26 protein-coding genes and 1 pseudogene are annotated in these 14,361 nt (G+C 62.2%); all 27 read left to right on the forward strand.

Annotation, left to right across the window (positions count from 1 at the left end; genetic code table 11):
* Positions 1-134: pseudogene (gene tuf, locus CK228_RS17645) on the forward strand (elongation factor Tu); the annotation flags it as partial.
* Between the two features lie 69 nt (positions 135-203).
* A complete protein-coding gene (rpsJ, locus tag CK228_RS17650; RefSeq protein WP_010909272.1) occupies positions 204-512 on the forward strand; it encodes a 30S ribosomal protein S10 in 309 nt (102 codons plus the stop codon).
* A gap of 61 nt (positions 513-573) precedes the next feature.
* Entirely contained in the window at positions 574-1,302 is a 729-nt protein-coding gene (rplC, locus tag CK228_RS17655) for a 50S ribosomal protein L3 (RefSeq protein WP_095775810.1), read from the forward strand.
* Positions 1,302-1,922: a 50S ribosomal protein L4 gene (gene rplD, locus CK228_RS17660; RefSeq protein WP_019857964.1), complete on the forward strand. Its 621-nt coding sequence runs from the start codon at positions 1,302-1,304 to the stop codon at positions 1,920-1,922. The genes rplC and rplD overlap by 1 nt, the downstream gene beginning before the upstream one ends.
* On the forward strand, positions 1,919-2,212 hold the full coding sequence (locus CK228_RS17665; protein ID WP_010909275.1) for a 50S ribosomal protein L23: 294 nt from the start codon (positions 1,919-1,921) through the stop codon (positions 2,210-2,212). The genes rplD and CK228_RS17665 overlap by 4 nt, the downstream gene beginning before the upstream one ends.
* Positions 2,213-2,234: 22 nt before the next feature.
* Positions 2,235-3,068 carry a 50S ribosomal protein L2 gene (gene rplB, locus CK228_RS17670; RefSeq protein ID WP_095775809.1) on the forward strand — a complete coding sequence of 278 codons (834 nt, stop codon included), beginning with the start codon at positions 2,235-2,237 and terminating at the stop codon, positions 3,066-3,068.
* A gap of 16 nt (positions 3,069-3,084) precedes the next feature.
* Positions 3,085-3,363: a 30S ribosomal protein S19 gene (gene rpsS, locus CK228_RS17675; protein WP_006205463.1), complete on the forward strand. Its 279-nt coding sequence runs from the start codon at positions 3,085-3,087 to the stop codon at positions 3,361-3,363.
* Positions 3,364-3,365: 2 nt separating this feature from the next.
* Entirely contained in the window at positions 3,366-3,755 is a 390-nt protein-coding gene (gene rplV, locus CK228_RS17680) for a 50S ribosomal protein L22 (protein ID WP_006205462.1), read from the forward strand.
* Positions 3,755-4,480 carry a 30S ribosomal protein S3 gene (gene rpsC, locus CK228_RS17685; RefSeq protein ID WP_027028840.1) on the forward strand — a complete coding sequence of 242 codons (726 nt, stop codon included), beginning with the start codon at positions 3,755-3,757 and terminating at the stop codon, positions 4,478-4,480. Before rplV ends, rpsC begins: the two co-directional genes overlap by 1 nt.
* A 27-nt stretch (positions 4,481-4,507) precedes the next feature.
* Positions 4,508-4,921: a 50S ribosomal protein L16 gene (rplP, locus tag CK228_RS17690; protein WP_010909279.1), complete on the forward strand. Its 414-nt coding sequence runs from the start codon at positions 4,508-4,510 to the stop codon at positions 4,919-4,921.
* Between the two features lie 13 nt (positions 4,922-4,934).
* Positions 4,935-5,135, forward strand: coding sequence for a 50S ribosomal protein L29 (gene rpmC / locus CK228_RS17695; protein ID WP_006205459.1), 201 nt, complete (start codon positions 4,935-4,937; stop codon positions 5,133-5,135).
* Positions 5,136-5,146: 11 nt separating this feature from the next.
* Positions 5,147-5,386, forward strand: a complete 240-nt coding sequence (gene rpsQ, locus CK228_RS17700) for a 30S ribosomal protein S17 (protein WP_010909280.1) — start codon at positions 5,147-5,149, stop codon at positions 5,384-5,386.
* Between the two features lie 84 nt (positions 5,387-5,470).
* Positions 5,471-5,839 carry a 50S ribosomal protein L14 gene (rplN, locus tag CK228_RS17705; RefSeq protein ID WP_006205457.1) on the forward strand — a complete coding sequence of 123 codons (369 nt, stop codon included), beginning with the start codon at positions 5,471-5,473 and terminating at the stop codon, positions 5,837-5,839.
* Positions 5,840-5,851: 12 nt separating this feature from the next.
* Complete coding sequence (gene rplX / locus CK228_RS17710) at positions 5,852-6,166, forward strand: 50S ribosomal protein L24 (RefSeq protein ID WP_019857966.1); 315 nt, start codon at positions 5,852-5,854, stop codon at positions 6,164-6,166.
* Positions 6,159-6,737: a 50S ribosomal protein L5 gene (gene rplE / locus CK228_RS17715; RefSeq protein WP_010909281.1), complete on the forward strand. Its 579-nt coding sequence runs from the start codon at positions 6,159-6,161 to the stop codon at positions 6,735-6,737. The genes rplX and rplE overlap by 8 nt, the downstream gene beginning before the upstream one ends.
* Before the next feature lie 27 nt (positions 6,738-6,764).
* Positions 6,765-7,070 carry a 30S ribosomal protein S14 gene (rpsN, locus tag CK228_RS17720; RefSeq protein WP_010909282.1) on the forward strand — a complete coding sequence of 102 codons (306 nt, stop codon included), beginning with the start codon at positions 6,765-6,767 and terminating at the stop codon, positions 7,068-7,070.
* 12 nt (positions 7,071-7,082) lie between these two features.
* Positions 7,083-7,481, forward strand: a complete 399-nt coding sequence (gene rpsH, locus CK228_RS17725; protein WP_006205453.1) for a 30S ribosomal protein S8 — start codon at positions 7,083-7,085, stop codon at positions 7,479-7,481.
* Between the two features lie 87 nt (positions 7,482-7,568).
* Positions 7,569-8,102 (forward strand): 50S ribosomal protein L6, encoded by a 534-nt coding sequence (gene rplF, locus CK228_RS17730; RefSeq protein ID WP_010909283.1) that lies wholly within the window; start codon positions 7,569-7,571, stop codon positions 8,100-8,102.
* 140 nt (positions 8,103-8,242) lie between these two features.
* Positions 8,243-8,602, forward strand: a complete 360-nt coding sequence (gene rplR / locus CK228_RS17735; protein ID WP_010909284.1) for a 50S ribosomal protein L18 — start codon at positions 8,243-8,245, stop codon at positions 8,600-8,602.
* Between the two features lie 76 nt (positions 8,603-8,678).
* The gene (gene rpsE, locus CK228_RS17740) at positions 8,679-9,242 is read left to right on the forward strand and encodes a 30S ribosomal protein S5 (RefSeq protein WP_032933400.1); all 564 of its coding nucleotides are present in this window, start codon (positions 8,679-8,681) and stop codon (positions 9,240-9,242) included.
* Between the two features lie 24 nt (positions 9,243-9,266).
* The gene (gene rpmD, locus CK228_RS17745; protein WP_006205449.1) at positions 9,267-9,464 is read left to right on the forward strand and encodes a 50S ribosomal protein L30; all 198 of its coding nucleotides are present in this window, start codon (positions 9,267-9,269) and stop codon (positions 9,462-9,464) included.
* Between the two features lie 22 nt (positions 9,465-9,486).
* Positions 9,487-9,960 (forward strand): 50S ribosomal protein L15, encoded by a 474-nt coding sequence (gene rplO / locus CK228_RS17750; RefSeq protein WP_095788692.1) that lies wholly within the window; start codon positions 9,487-9,489, stop codon positions 9,958-9,960.
* A gap of 194 nt (positions 9,961-10,154) precedes the next feature.
* Positions 10,155-11,495, forward strand: coding sequence for a preprotein translocase subunit SecY (secY, locus tag CK228_RS17755; RefSeq protein ID WP_095775806.1), 1,341 nt, complete (start codon positions 10,155-10,157; stop codon positions 11,493-11,495).
* Positions 11,492-12,088, forward strand: a complete 597-nt coding sequence (locus tag CK228_RS17760; RefSeq protein ID WP_095788693.1) for an adenylate kinase — start codon at positions 11,492-11,494, stop codon at positions 12,086-12,088. The genes secY and CK228_RS17760 overlap by 4 nt, the downstream gene beginning before the upstream one ends.
* Positions 12,089-12,306: 218 nt before the next feature.
* Positions 12,307-12,675, forward strand: coding sequence for a 30S ribosomal protein S13 (rpsM, locus tag CK228_RS17765; protein WP_095788694.1), 369 nt, complete (start codon positions 12,307-12,309; stop codon positions 12,673-12,675).
* A 140-nt stretch (positions 12,676-12,815) separates the two neighbouring features.
* On the forward strand, positions 12,816-13,205 hold the full coding sequence (gene rpsK / locus CK228_RS17770; protein ID WP_006205444.1) for a 30S ribosomal protein S11: 390 nt from the start codon (positions 12,816-12,818) through the stop codon (positions 13,203-13,205).
* A gap of 104 nt (positions 13,206-13,309) precedes the next feature.
* The gene (locus CK228_RS17775) at positions 13,310-14,320 is read left to right on the forward strand and encodes a DNA-directed RNA polymerase subunit alpha (protein ID WP_006205443.1); all 1,011 of its coding nucleotides are present in this window, start codon (positions 13,310-13,312) and stop codon (positions 14,318-14,320) included.
* Positions 14,321-14,361: the final 41 nt, after the last annotated feature.

Genomic DNA, 14,361 nt, shown 5'->3' on the forward strand with positions numbered 1-14,361 from the left:
TGATGCCTGGCGACAACATCACGGTCGATGTCGAGCTGATCGTGCCGATCGCCATGGAAGAGAAGCTGCGCTTCGCCATCCGTGAAGGCGGCCGCACCGTCGGTGCCGGCATCGTCGTCACCATCAAAGAGTAATTTGGACTTAAACCGATCTGTCGCGGGCGCGGAAGTTGCCCGCGCCGCGCCAGAACAAGGAAGTGACGCATGAACGGACAGAATATCCGCATCCGCCTGAAGGCGTTTGATCACCGCGTGCTCGACGCCTCGACGAAGGAAATCGTGTCGACGGCCAAGCGCACCGGCGCAAACGTCCGCGGCCCCATTCCGCTGCCGACGCGGATCGAAAAGTTCACGGTGAACCGGTCGCCCCACGTCGACAAGAAGAGCCGCGAGCAGTTCGAGATGCGCACGCACAAGCGTCTGCTCGACATCGTCGATCCGACCCCGCAGACCGTCGATGCTTTGATGAAGCTCGATCTGGCCGCCGGCGTCGACGTCGAGATCAAGCTCTAAGGGAATGAGAGCGCGGTAAGGGGCGGTGCCCCTGGCCCGGAACTCTAAAGGAATTGAACCGATGCGTTCAGGTGTGATTGCAAAGAAGGTGGGAATGACCCGCATCTATAACGATGCCGGGGAACATGTTCCCGTCACCGTTCTCCAGATGGAGAACTGCCAGGTCGTGGCGCAGCGCACGCAGGAGAAGAATGGCTACACCGCCGTTCAGCTCGGCGTTGGCCTCGCTAAGGTGAAGAACACGTCGAAGGCGATGCGCGGCCATTTCGCGACCGCTTCCGTCGAGCCGAAGGCGAAGGTTGCCGAGTTCCGCGTCTCGGCCGACAACATGATCGATGTCGGCGCCGAGATCACCGTCGAGCACTTCGTCGCCGGCCAGAAGGTCGATGTGACGGGCACGACGATCGGCAAGGGTTTCCAGGGCGTCATCAAGCGTCACCACATGGGTGGTGGCCGCGCGACGCACGGTAACTCGGTCTCGCACCGTACGCACGGTTCGACCGGCCAGCGCCAGGACCCCGGCAAGGTGTTCAAGGGCAAGAAGATGGCCGGCCACATGGGCGATACCCGCGTGACGACGCAGAATGTCGAGATCGTCTCGACCGATGCCGACCGCGGCCTGATCCTGATCCGCGGAGCGGTTCCCGGATCGAAGGGCGCCTGGATCCTGGTCCGCGATGCGGCCAAGGTGGCACTGCCGGCCAATGCGCCGAAGCCCGCCGCGATCCGCCCAGTTGCAGCAGGAAGTGCTGCTAAGAACGAGGCTCCGGCCACAGAGGGAGCGGAATAATGGATCTCAAGATCACAACGCTTGGCGGCAAGGACGCCGGCAAGGTGAAACTCTCCGAGGAGATTTTCGGCCTTGATCCGCGCGAGGACATCCTGCAGCGCGTCGTGCGCTGGCAGCTTGCCAAGAAGCAGCAGGGCACGCACAAGGCCAAGGGCCGCGCCGAAATCGCGCGCACCGGCGCCAAGATGTACAAGCAGAAGGGTACGGGCCGCGCCCGTCACCATTCGGCACGCGCTCCGCAGTTCCGCGGCGGCGGCAAGGCCCACGGCCCGGTCGTTCGCAGCCACGAGCACGATCTGCCGAAGAAGGTGCGCGCCCTGGGCTTGAAGCACGCTCTCTCGGCCAAGGCCAAGAGCGCGTCGATCATCGTCATCGACGAGCTGAAGTTGACCGAGGCCAAGACCAAGGCGCTGATCGCGAATTTCGCGACGCTGGGCCTGAGCAACGCCCTGGTGATCGGTGGCGCCGAGCTTGACAAGAACTTCAAGCTGGCCGCGACCAACATTCCCAACATCGACGTGCTGCCCATCCAGGGCATCAACGTCTACGACATTCTGCGCCGCGGCACGCTGGTCCTTTCCAAGGCCGCCGTCGAGGCTCTCGAGGAGCGCTTTAAATGACCGACCTTCGTCACTACGACGTGATCGTCAGCCCGGCGATCACCGAAAAGTCGACCATGGCTTCCGAGCAGAACCAGGTCGTCTTCAACGTCGCCAAGAAGGCGTCGAAGCCGGAAATCAAGGCCGCCGTCGAAGCGCTGTTCGGCGTCAAGGTGATGGCCGTGAACACGCTTGTCCGCAAGGGCAAGATCAAGCGCTTCCGCGGCACGATCGGCCGCCAGAGCGACGTCAAGAAGGCGATTGTGACGCTGGCCGACGGCCAGTCGATCGACGTCGCGACGGGTCTCTGAGCAAGGCCGCGAGGACAGAACAATGGCACTGAAAAAATTCAACCCGGTAACGCCGAGCACCCGCCAGCTGGTCATCGTCGACCGCTCGGGCCTCTACAAGGGCAAGCCCGTCAAGGGTCTGACCGAGGGCCTGACCAAGTCGGGCGGCCGCAACAATTACGGCCGCATCACCGCCCGCTTCATCGGCGGTGGTCACAAGCGTTCGTACCGCATCATCGACTTCAAGCGCCGCAAGTTCGACGTCGTCGGCACGGTCGAGCGCATTGAATACGATCCGAACCGCACCGCCTTCATCGCGCTGATCAAGTACGACGATGGTGAGCTATCCTACATCATCGCCCCGCAGCGCCTTGCCGCCGGCGACAAGATCGTGGCTGGCGAAGCGGTCGACGTGAAGCCGGGCAATGCGATGCCGCTGGCCTCGATGCCGGTCGGCACGATCGTCCACAACATCGAGCTGAAGCCGGGCAAGGGCGCCCAGGTCGCCCGTTCGGCCGGCGGTTACGCCCAGCTCGTCGGTCGCGACCAGGGTATGGCGATCCTGCGCCTCAACTCGGGCGAGCAGCGTGTCGTTCACGGCTCCTGCATGGCCACCGTCGGTGCCGTGTCGAACCCCGACCACGGCAACATCAACGACGGCAAGGCCGGCCGCACGGTTTGGCGCGGCAAGCGTCCGCACAATCGCGGCGTGACCATGAACCCGGTCGACCATCCGCACGGCGGTGGTGAAGGCCGCACCTCCGGTGGCCGTCATCCGGTCAGCCCGTGGGGAAAGCCGACCAAGGGCAAGAAGACGCGGTCCAACAAGGCGACCGACAAGTTCATCCTGCGCTCGCGCCATCAGCGCAAGAGCTAAGAAGAGGTAACGCCAAGTGACTCGTTCTATTTGGAAAGGCCCCTTCATCGACGGCTACCTTCTCAAGAAGGTGGACAAGGTTCGTGAAGGTGGTCGCAATGAGGTGATCAAGATGTGGAGCCGTCGCTCCACCATCCTGCCGCAGTTCGTCGGCTTCACCTTCGGTGTCTACAACGGCCAGAAGCATGTTCCCGTCTCGGTGAACGAGGACATGGTCGGTCATAAGTTCGGTGAATTCGCTCCGACGCGGACCTATTACGGTCACGGCGCGGATAAGAAGGCGAAGAGGAAATAATCATGGGCAAGGCCAAAGCTCCGCGCAGGCTTGCTGACAACGAAGCGCGCGCCGTGTTGCGCACGATCCGTATCAGCCCGCAGAAGCTGAACCTCGTTGCCGCGCTGATCCGCGGCAAGAAGGTCGCGACAGCGCTTTCCGATCTCGAATTCTCGGCCAAGCGGATTTCCGGCACGGTCAAGAAGACGCTGGAATCGGCGATTGCCAACGCGGAAAACAACCACGACCTCGACGTCGATGCGCTGATCGTGGCGGAAGCCTATGTCGGCAAGTCGATCGTCATGAAGCGGTTCCACGCTCGTGGCCGTGGTCGCGCCAGCCGCATCGAGAAGCCGTTCTCGCACCTCACGATCGTCGTTCGTGAAGTCGAAGAAAAAGGGGAGGCCGCATAATGGGCCAGAAAGTCAATCCGATCGGTCTTCGCCTCGGCATCAACCGCACCTGGGATTCGCGCTGGTTCGCGAACACCGGCGAGTACGGCAAGCTGCTGCATGAGGACATCAAGATCCGCAAGTATCTTGAGAAGGAACTCAAGCAGGCCGCGATCTCCAAGGTCGTGATCGAGCGCCCGCACAAGAAGTGCCGCGTCACCATCCATGCCGCGCGCCCGGGTCTGATCATCGGCAAGAAGGGCGCCGACATCGAGAAGCTTCGCAAGAAGCTGATGGAGATGACGAAGTCCGAGACGCACCTCAACATCGTCGAAGTGCGCAAGCCGGAAATCGACGCGACCCTGGTCGCCCAGTCGATCGCCCAGCAGCTCGAGCGCCGCATCGCGTTCCGCCGCGCCATGAAGCGCGCCGTGCAGTCGGCGATGCGCCTCGGTGCCGAAGGCATCCGCATCAACTGCTCGGGCCGTCTCGGCGGCGCCGAAATCGCCCGCATGGAGTGGTACCGCGAAGGCCGCGTGCCGCTGCACACGCTGCGCGCCGATGTCGACTACGGCACGGCCGAAGCGCATACGGCGTACGGCATCTGCGGTGTCAAGGTCTGGGTATTCAAGGGCGAGATCCTCGAGCACGACCCGATGGCTTCGGAACGTCGCGCGACCGAGGGTGATGCTGCGCATGGCGGTGGTGGTGATCGCGAACGCGGTCGTCGTCGCGAAAACGCCTGAGACATTTAGGAATTTGGAGTTAGAACGATGCTGCAGCCAAAGCGCACAAAGTTCCGCAAGCAGTTCAAGGGCCGTATCCATGGTACCGCAAAGGGCGGCACCAACCTGGATTTCGGTGGTTTCGGGCTGAAGGCGCTTGAGCCGAACCGCGTCACCGCGCGTGAGATCGAGGCGGCCCGCCGCGCGATCACTCGTGAAATGAAGCGTGCTGGCCGTGTCTGGATCCGTATTTTCCCGGATCTGCCGGTCACGTCGAAGCCGACCGAAGTCCGCATGGGCAAGGGCAAGGGTGCCGTCGACTACTGGGCGGCGCGCGTCAAGCCGGGCCGCATCATGTTCGAGATCGACGGCGTCAGTGAAGAAACCGCCCGTGAGGCGCTGCGTCTCGGCGCGGCCAAGCTCTCGGTCAGGACGCGCTTCGTACAGCGCATCGCAGAATAAGGACGGGCTGATCATGAAAGCCGAAGACATCCGGACCAAGACCCAGGACCAGCTGACCGACGACTTGGCCAGCCTGAAGAAGGAGCAGTTCAACCTGCGCTTCCAGAAGGCCACCGGCCAGCTCGAGAAGACCGCGCGCGTGAGGCAGGTTCGTAAGGACATTGCGCGTATCAAGACCATCGCTGCGGAAAAGTCCGCGGCCAAGAAGGCTTAAGGACGAAAACCATGCCAAAGCGCATTCTGCAGGGCACCGTCGTCAGCGACAAGAACGAGAAGACGGTTGTCGTCAAGGTCGAACGGCGCTTCACGCATCCCGTGATGAAGAAGACCGTGCGCATGACCAAGAAGTACAAGGCGCACGACGAGAACAACGCCCACAAGGTTGGCGATCAGGTGTTCATCCAGGAATCGAAGCCGATTTCCAAGGACAAGCGCTGGATCGTCGTGTCTTCGGACCAAGCCTGACCTCTGGGCGTAAACAACGAATTTTGGACAGACCGGGGAGGGGCTTCGAGCCCGTCCCGTTAGAAAAGAAGAAGGCGGCCAGTCATGATTCAGATGCAAACAAACCTCGACGTGGCGGATAATTCCGGCGCGCGTCGTGTCATGTGCATCAAGGTGCTGGGCGGCTCGAAGCGGAAATACGCTTCCGTGGGCGACATCATCGTGGTGTCCATCAAGGAAGCCATTCCGCGCGGCCGCGTTAAGAAGGGCGATGTGATGAAGGCGGTCGTGGTACGCACGGCCAAGGACATCCGCCGCCCGGACGGCAGCGTGATCCGTTTCGACAAGAACGCGGCCGTTCTCGTCGACAACAAGAAAGAGCCGATCGGCACGCGTATCTTCGGACCGGTTCCGCGCGAACTCCGCGCCAAGAACCACATGAAGATCATCTCGCTCGCGCCTGAAGTGCTGTAAGGAGCCGGACCAATGCAAAAGATTAGAAAAGGCGACAAGGTCGTCGTGCTGGCCGGCAAGGACAAGGGCCGTTCGGGCGAAGTCCTCTCGGTTCAGCCGAAGGATGACACCGCGCTGGTGCGCGGCGTCAACATGATCCGTCGTCACCAGAAGCAGACCCAGTCCCAAGAGGGCGGGATCATCACCAAGGAAGCGCCGATCCAGCTGTCGAACATCGCGCTGGCCGACCCCAAGGATGGCAAGCCGACCCGCGTCGGTTTCATCTTCCAGAAGGACGGCAAGAAGGTGCGCGTCGCCAAGCGCTCGGGAGAAGTCATCAATGGCTAAGGCTCAAAGCAAGCAGGCGACTGCCACCAACACGCCGCGTCTGAAGCAGGTCTACAACGAGACCATCCGCAAGGCGCTGCAGGAGCAGTTCGGCTATGACAACGACATGCAGGTTCCGCGCCTCGACAAGATCGTCCTGAACATGGGTGTCGGCGAAGCGACCGCCGATTCGAAGAAGCCCTCGGTCGCGGCCGAAGACCTGGCGCTGATCGCCGGCCAGAAGGCCGTCGTCACCCGCGCCCGCAATTCGATCGCCGGCTTCAAGGTCCGCGAGAACATGCCGATCGGCGCCAAGGTCACGCTGCGCAAGGAACGCATGTACGAGTTCCTCGACCGCCTCGTGAACATCGCGCTGCCGCGCGTCCGCGACTTCCGCGGACTGAACCCCAAGAGCTTCGATGGCCGTGGCAATTACGCCATGGGCATCAAGGAGCACATCGTGTTCCCGGAGATCAACTACGACAAGGTTGATCAGATCTGGGGCATGGACGTCATCGTTTGTACGACTGCGAAGACGGACGACGAAGCCAGGGCATTGCTCAAGGCTTTCAACTTCCCCTTCCGCCAGTAACGGCAGCGAGAAAAGGAAAAATCTGAAATGGCAAAGACCAGCTCAGTCGAGAAGAACAACAGGCGCCGCAAGCTTGCCGACCAGTACGGTCCCAAGCGCGCCGCCCTGAAGGCGATCATCATGGATCAGTCCAAGCCGATGGAGGAGCGCTTCCGCGCTCAGCTCAAGCTTGCTGCCCTGCCGCGCAACTCGGCCAAGATCCGCATCCGCAACCGCTGCGAAGTCACCGGCCGTCCGCGTGCCTACTATCGCAAGCTCAAAGTATCGCGCATCGCGCTTCGTGATCTCGGCAACAACGGCCAGATCCCGGGCCTGGTCAAGTCGAGCTGGTAAGGAGGACATAACATGTCATTGAGCGATCCTCTCGGCGATATGCTGACCCGCATCCGCAACGCCTACGGCCGCAAGAAGTCGAGCGTCTCGACGCCGGCCTCGCGTCTGCGCACCCGCGTCCTCGACGTGCTGAAGGCTGAAGGCTATATCCGCGACTACAGCCAGACCGACTTCGATAACGGCAAGTCCGAGATCGAAATCGAGTTGAAGTATTTCGACGGCGCGCCGGTCGTGCGCGAAATCGCCCGCGTCTCGAAACCGGGCCGCCGCGTTTACGTCTCGGCCAAGTCGATCCCGCACGTCGCCAACGGCCTCGGCATCGCCATCCTTTCGACGCCGAAGGGCGTGATGGCCGATCACGAAGCCCGCGAACAGAACGTCGGCGGCGAGATCCTCTGCCAGATCTTCTGATCTGGCAGCGACCGCAAATTGGAATCCGGTCTTCGGATCGTTCCGAAGACAGAGACCTGAAACAAGAGAAGTGACGAGGACAACAAAATGTCTCGTATTGGAAAGAAACCCGTTTCGCTGCCGCAGGGCGTGACCGCGACCGTCAACGGCCAGACCGTGACGGCGAAGGGCCCCAAGGGCGAGCTGAAGTTCGTGGTGAACGACGAAGTCCTGGTCAAGATGGAAGGCAGCGAGATCGCTGTCCAGCCGCGCGACCAGACCAAGACCGCCCGCTCCAAGTGGGGCATGTCGCGCACGCAGATCGTCAACATCCTGCATGGCGTCAAGGACGGCTTCGAGAAGAAGCTCGAGATCACCGGCGTCGGCTATCGCGCCGCCATGCAGGGCAAGAACCTGCAGCTGGCTCTTGGCTTCAGCCATGACGTCGTCTATGAGACGCCGGCCGGTGTCACCATCGCTGTGCCGAAGCCGACGGAAATCACCGTGACCGGCATCGACAAGCAGCAGGTTGGCCAGGTCGCCGCCGAGATCCGCGAATATCGCGGTCCGGAGCCCTACAAGGGCAAGGGCGTTCGCTATGCTGGCGAGAAGATCGTCCGCAAGGAAGGCAAGAAGAAGTAGTGGACCTGGTCCTGAAAAGTCGCAGGCTTTTCGGAAAGGACCAAGCCAAGGAAGTGTAACGCCGCGGGGAGCGGCCGCGGGAGGCGCTTTCGCCTACCGCACAGGGCGGCCCCCGTTTTTTGAAGGCAAGGAAGACCATCATGGGTACCAAGGAATCCACGCAGCGCCGTGCGCAGCGCGTTCGCAGGCAGATCAGGAAGGTCGCCGGCGAGCGTCCGCGTCTGTCGGTTCACCGCACCTCGAAGAACATCTACGTCCAGGTGATCGACGACGCCAAGGGCCACACCATCGCCGCCGCTTCGACGCTCGAGAAGGACCTCAAGGGTTCGCTCAAGACCGGCGCCGACACCGCAGCCGCCGCCGCGATCGGCAAGCTGATCGCCGAGCGCGCCACCAAGGCCGGCGTCAAGGAAGTCGTCTTCGACCGTGGCCCGTACATCTATCACGGCCGCGTCAAGGCGCTGGCTGAAGCTGCCCGCGAAGGCGGCCTGAGCTTCTAATCTTTCACCGTCGGCGACCCAAAGCGGCGCCGGCAATCAGCAACCCGTGCTTCCGGAAAAGAACAAGGAACAGGATATGGCACAGGAACGTAGGGAAGGCGGCCGCGGCCGCGAGCGCGAAGAGCGCGACGACGGCATGGTGGACAAGCTGGTCCACATCAATCGCGTCGCCAAGGTCGTCAAGGGTGGCCGTCGCTTCGGCTTCGCCGCACTCGTCGTTGTCGGCGACCAGAAAGGGCGCGTCGGCTTTGGTCACGGCAAGGCACGCGAAGTGCCGGAAGCCATCCGCAAGGCAACCGAATCGGCCAAGCGCGACATGATCTTCGTGCCGCTGCGCTCGGGCCGTACGCTGCATCACGACGTCGAGGGACGCTGGGGCGCCGGACGCGTTCTGCTGCGCGCCGCCAAGCAGGGTACCGGCATCATCGCCGGCGGCCCGATGCGCGCCGTTTTCGAGACGCTCGGCATGCATGACGTGGTCGCCAAGTCGATGGGTTCGTCGAACCCCTACAACATGGTTCGCGCCACGTTCGACGCGCTGAAGAGCCAGATGCATCCCAAGGATGTGGCTGCCGCTCGCGGCATCAAGTATTCGACCCTTCAGGCCCGCCGCGGCACCGCCGTTGCGGCTGAAGAATAGTCGATCTGACCAGGGATTTTGACCATGGCCAAGAAAGCAACCAAGACCATCACCGTTGAGCAGATCGGTTCGCCGATCCGCCGTCCGAAGGAGCAGCGCGCGACGCTGGTCGGCCTCGGCCTCAACAAGATGCACAAGCAGCGCACGCTGGAAGATACGCCTTCCGTGCGCGGCATGATCGCCGCCGTTCAGCATCTCGTCCGCGTCGTGGACGAGGGCTGAGCCAAAGCGCAGGAGAACTCAGATGAAACTCAACGATCTGCGTGACAAGGACGGCGCGACGCATTCCAAGAAGCGTCTCGGCCGCGGCATCGGTTCCGGCTCGGGCAAGACCGCCGGTCGCGGCGTCAAGGGTCAGAAGGCGCGCTCCGGCGTCGCCGTCAACGGCTTCGAGGGTGGCCAGATGCCGCTCTACCGGCGCCTGCCGAAGCGTGGCTTCAACAACATCTTCGCCAAGAGCTTCGTCGTCGTGTCGCTGGGCCGTATCCAGGAAGCCGTCGACGCCAAGAAGCTCGACGCCAAGGCAACCGTGACGGCCGAGGCGCTTGTCGCCGCCGGCGTCATCCGCCGCGTCAAGGATGGCGTGCGCGTACTGTCCGATGGTGAACTGAAGGCCAAGCTTGCCTTCGACGTCGCCGGCGCTTCCAAGGCGGCGATCGAGAAGATCGAAAAGGCCGGCGGCTCGGTCAAGTTGCCGGAAAAGGCAGCTGCCGAGTAACGGCAATTTGAAGCGCGATCGGCAAGAGTGGGATCCCGTTTTTGCTCACGATTGCGCTTTGATCTGCTCAATTAAGCGGCCGCGTCAACGCGGCCGCTTGCATGTTTAGAGCCCGGAGCTTATCTCGTGAGCTTCGGTGAAACGCACCGCCTGACCTCACGGGCCATCAAGCGTTACCAAGCGGAGAATCAGGCATGGCTTCGGCTGCTGAACAACTAGCCTCGAATCTGAATTTCTCGGCCTTCGCCAAGGCAGAGGACCTGAAGAAACGCATCTGGTTCACCATTGGCGCGTTGCTCGTCTACCGCCTCGGCACCTACATTCCGCTTCCCGGAATCAACCCCGACGCCTTCGCCCAGGCCTTCTCCTCGCAGAGCAAGGGCGTGCTTGGCATGTTCAACATGTTCGCCGGCGGCGCCGTGCAGCGCATGGCGATCTTCGCGCTTGGCATCATGCCTTACATCTCCGCCTCCATCATCATGCAGCTGATGACCTCGGTCATCCCGTCGCTGGAAGCGCTGAAGAAGGAAGGCGAACAGGGCCGCAAGGTCATCAACCAGTACACGCGCTACGGCACCGTGCTTTTGGCACTCGTGCAGGCCTATGGCATTTCGGTGGGGCTTGAGAACGGGAACGGCATCGTCAATGATCCCGGCATGTTCTTCCGCATCTCGACCGTGGTCACGCTGGTCGGTGGCACCATGTTCCTGATGTGGCTCGGTGAGCAGATCACCGCCCGCGGCATCGGCAACGGCATTTCGCTGATCATATTCTCCGGGATTGTCGCCGGCCTGCCGCGCGCCATTTCCGGCACGCTGGAGCTTGGCCGCACTGGCGCCCTGTCGACCGGCCTCATCCTGGCGATCATCGTCCTGGCCATCGTCGTCATTGCGCTCATCGTGTTCTTCGAGCGCGCGCAGCGCCGCCTGCTGATCCAGTATCCGAAGCGCCAGGTCGGCAACCGCATGTTCCAGGGCGACACCTCGCATCTGCCGCTGAAGCTCAACACGTCGGGCGTCATCCCGCCGATCTTCGCTTCGTCGCTGCTCCTGCTGCCGGCCACAGTCGCCGGCTTCTCGCAGACCACAAACATGCCCGCCTGGGCGAGCACCATCCTGGCCTCGCTCGGCCATGGCCAGCCGCTCTACATGGCGTTCTACGCGGCGATGATCGTGTTTTTCGCCTTCTTCTACACAGCGATTGTCTTCAACCCGAAGGACACCGCCGATCAGCTCAAGAAGCATTCGGGCTTCATCCCGGGCTATCGTCCGGGCGAGCGCACCGCCGATTACATCGATTACGTTCTCACCCGCATCACCGTCGTCGGCGCCATCTATCTGGTGCTGGTGTGCCTGCTGCCGGAGTTCCTGATCTCGGCGACTGGCGTACCATTCTACCTTGGTGGCACATCGCTTCTGATCGTGGTCAGTGTCACGCTCGATACGGTTGCGCAGATTCAGGGCCACTTGATCGCGCACCAGTATGAAGGCCTGATCAAGAAGTCGAAGCTGCGCGGGGGGAAGAAAGCCAGATGAGGTTGATTTTGCTTGGGCCGCCAGGGGCGGGCAAGGGGACACAAGCACAAAGACTGGTAGAAAAACACGGCATACCCCAACTCTCGACGGGAGACATGCTGCGTGCCGCCGTTCAGGCCGGTTCCGAAGTCGGCAAGCGTGCCAAGGCGGTGATGGATGCCGGCGAACTGGTGTCCGACGCCATCGTCAACGCCATCGTCGCCGAGCGGATCGACCAGGCCGACTGCGCCAAGGGATTCATCCTCGACGGCTACCCGCGCACACTGGTGCAGGCCGATGCGGTTGAATCGATGCTTTCGCAGCGTGGCATCGGTCTCGACACGGTCATCGAACTGGTCGTCGACGACAGGGCCCTGGTCGGCCGCATCGTCAAGCGCGCCGAGGACGCCAAGGCCGCCGGGCAACCGGTGCGCAAGGATGACAATCCCGCGGTGTTCGAGGAACGCCTGCGCGAATACTACAAGAAGACCGCTCCGCTGACCGGCTATTATTATGCCAAAGGCAAGCTCAAGACGGTCGACGGCATGGCCAGCATCGACGCGGTGACCGCCGAGATCGAGGCCCTGCTCACGGCGGCCGCCGAGGCGCTGTAAGGGAATTTAAAGATTAGGCTTGACGGGGGCGGCCCGCTGCGGTATGGCGGCCCGTCTTCCTATCAGGTGCGAACTTTGCTTGTCCGCAAGGGCAAGGCAGTCGCTTTGAACTGGAAACTCCCGCAAGGGCCGGCCTCCACCGGACGCGGGGCAACTTTGACAGCGCCAGGCCTGCCTTGTTTGAAAGGTTGGTCGGCCCACATGGAGAAGGAAAGAACATGGCTCGTATAGCCGGCGTCAACATTCCGACCAACAAGCGCGTCGTCATCGCGCTTCAGTACATTCACGGCATTGGCAAGAAGTTCGCCCAGGAGATCGTCGAAAAGGTCGGCATCCCGGCCGAGCGTCGCGTCAACCAGCTGACCGACGCGGAAGTCTTGCAGATCCGCGAGACCATCGACCGTGACTATCAGGTCGAAGGCGACCTGCGCCGCGAAGTGTCGATGAACATCAAGCGTCTCATGGACCTCGGCTGCTACCGCGGCCTGCGTCACCGTCGCTCGCTGCCGGTCCGCGGCCAGCGTACGCACACCAATGCACGCACCCGCAAGGGTCCGGCCAAGTCGATCGCCGGCAAGAAGAAGTAATTTGAAGTGAGTAGTCGGTGGTGAGTAGTGAGAAGCAGCGTCAACGCCTGCGTCTCGTCACTACTCACCAATTCACTACTCGCTTTCCAGGTGGAGCCGCTGGCATTACGGCGGTGTAGAGATCAACTGAAAGGAATACCATGGCCAAGGAAGCCGCTCGTGTTCGCCGTCGCGAACGCAAGAATATCTCGTCGGGCGTTGCCCACGTCAATTCGACCTTCAACAACACGATGATCACCATCACCGACGCGCAGGGCAATTCGATTGCCTGGTCGTCGGCCGGTGCCCAGGGCTTCAAGGGTTCGCGCAAGTCGACCCCCTTCGCCGCCCAGATGGCTGCCGAGGACGTCGCCAAGAAGGCCCAGGAACACGGCATGCGCATGCTCGAAGTCGAGGTCTGCGGACCTGGCTCGGGCCGCGAATCGGCGCTGCGCGCCCTGCAGGCGGCCGGCTTCACCATCACCTCGATCCGTGATGTGACGCCGATCCCGCACAATGGCTGCCGCCCGCGCAAGAAGCGCCGCGTCTAAGAAATTACCGAACGCCGCGCGAACGCTCATAGGGGCGTTCCTCCGTGGTATTCCAGGTCGCCCGCCACGATTGGATGGTGGCGGGTCAACGGAAGGAAAGCATCATGATCCAGAAAAATTGGCAGGAACTGATCAAGCCGAACAAGATCGAGTTCTCGTCGAAGAAGAAGACGCTGACCACGCTGGTCGCCGAGCCGCTCGAGCGTGGCTTTGGTCTCACCCTCGGCAACGCGCTGCGCCGCGTGCTTCTGTCTTCGCTGCGCGGTGCGGCCGTGACCGCCGTGCAGATCGACGGCGTTCTGCATGAATTCTCGTCCATCGCCGGCGTGCGCGAGGACGTGACCGATATCGTCTTGAACATCAAGGAAATCGCCATCCGCATGGAAGGCGATGGCCCCAAGCGCATGGTCGTGCGCAAGCAGGGACCGGGTGCGGTTCTCGCCGGCGACATCCAGACGGTTGGCGATGTCGAGATCCTCAACCCCGATCACGTCATCTGCACGCTGGACGAAGGCGCTGAAATCCGCATGGAATTCACCGTCGACACCGGCAAGGGCTACGTGCCGGCGGAGCGCAACCGCGCCGAGGACGCGCCGATCGGCCTGATCCCGGTCGACAGCCTCTATTCGCCGGTCAAGAAGGTCTCCTACAAGGTCGAGAACACCCGCGAGGGCCAGGTTCTCGACTATGACAAGCTGACCATGACCATCGAGACCGACGGTTCGATCTCGGGCGAGGACGCGGTGGCTTTCGCCGCTCGCATCCTGCAGGACCAGCTTGGCCTGTTCGTCAACTTCGACGAGCCGCAGAAGGAAGTCGCCGCCGAAGCCGTCACCGAGCTCGCCTTCAACCCGGCGCTGCTCAAGAAGGTCGACGAACTCGAGCTTTCGGTGCGTTCGGCCAACTGCCTGAAGAACGACAACATCGTCTACATCGGCGATCTCATCCAGAAGACCGAAGCCGAGATGCTGCGCACCCCGAACTTCGGCCGCAAGTCGCTGAACGAGATCAAAGAAGTGCTCGCGGCGATGGGCCTGCACCTCGGCATGGAAGTGCCGGACTGGCCGCCGGAAAACATCGAAGACCTCGCCAAGCGTTACGAAGATCAATATTGAGCATGAATTCCAAGGATCGGCGGCGTACGCCGCTCGATCCG

Origin of the sequence: Mesorhizobium sp. WSM4312 (genome assembly GCF_002294875.1) — a bacterium.
Taxonomy (GTDB): domain Bacteria; phylum Pseudomonadota; class Alphaproteobacteria; order Rhizobiales; family Rhizobiaceae; genus Mesorhizobium.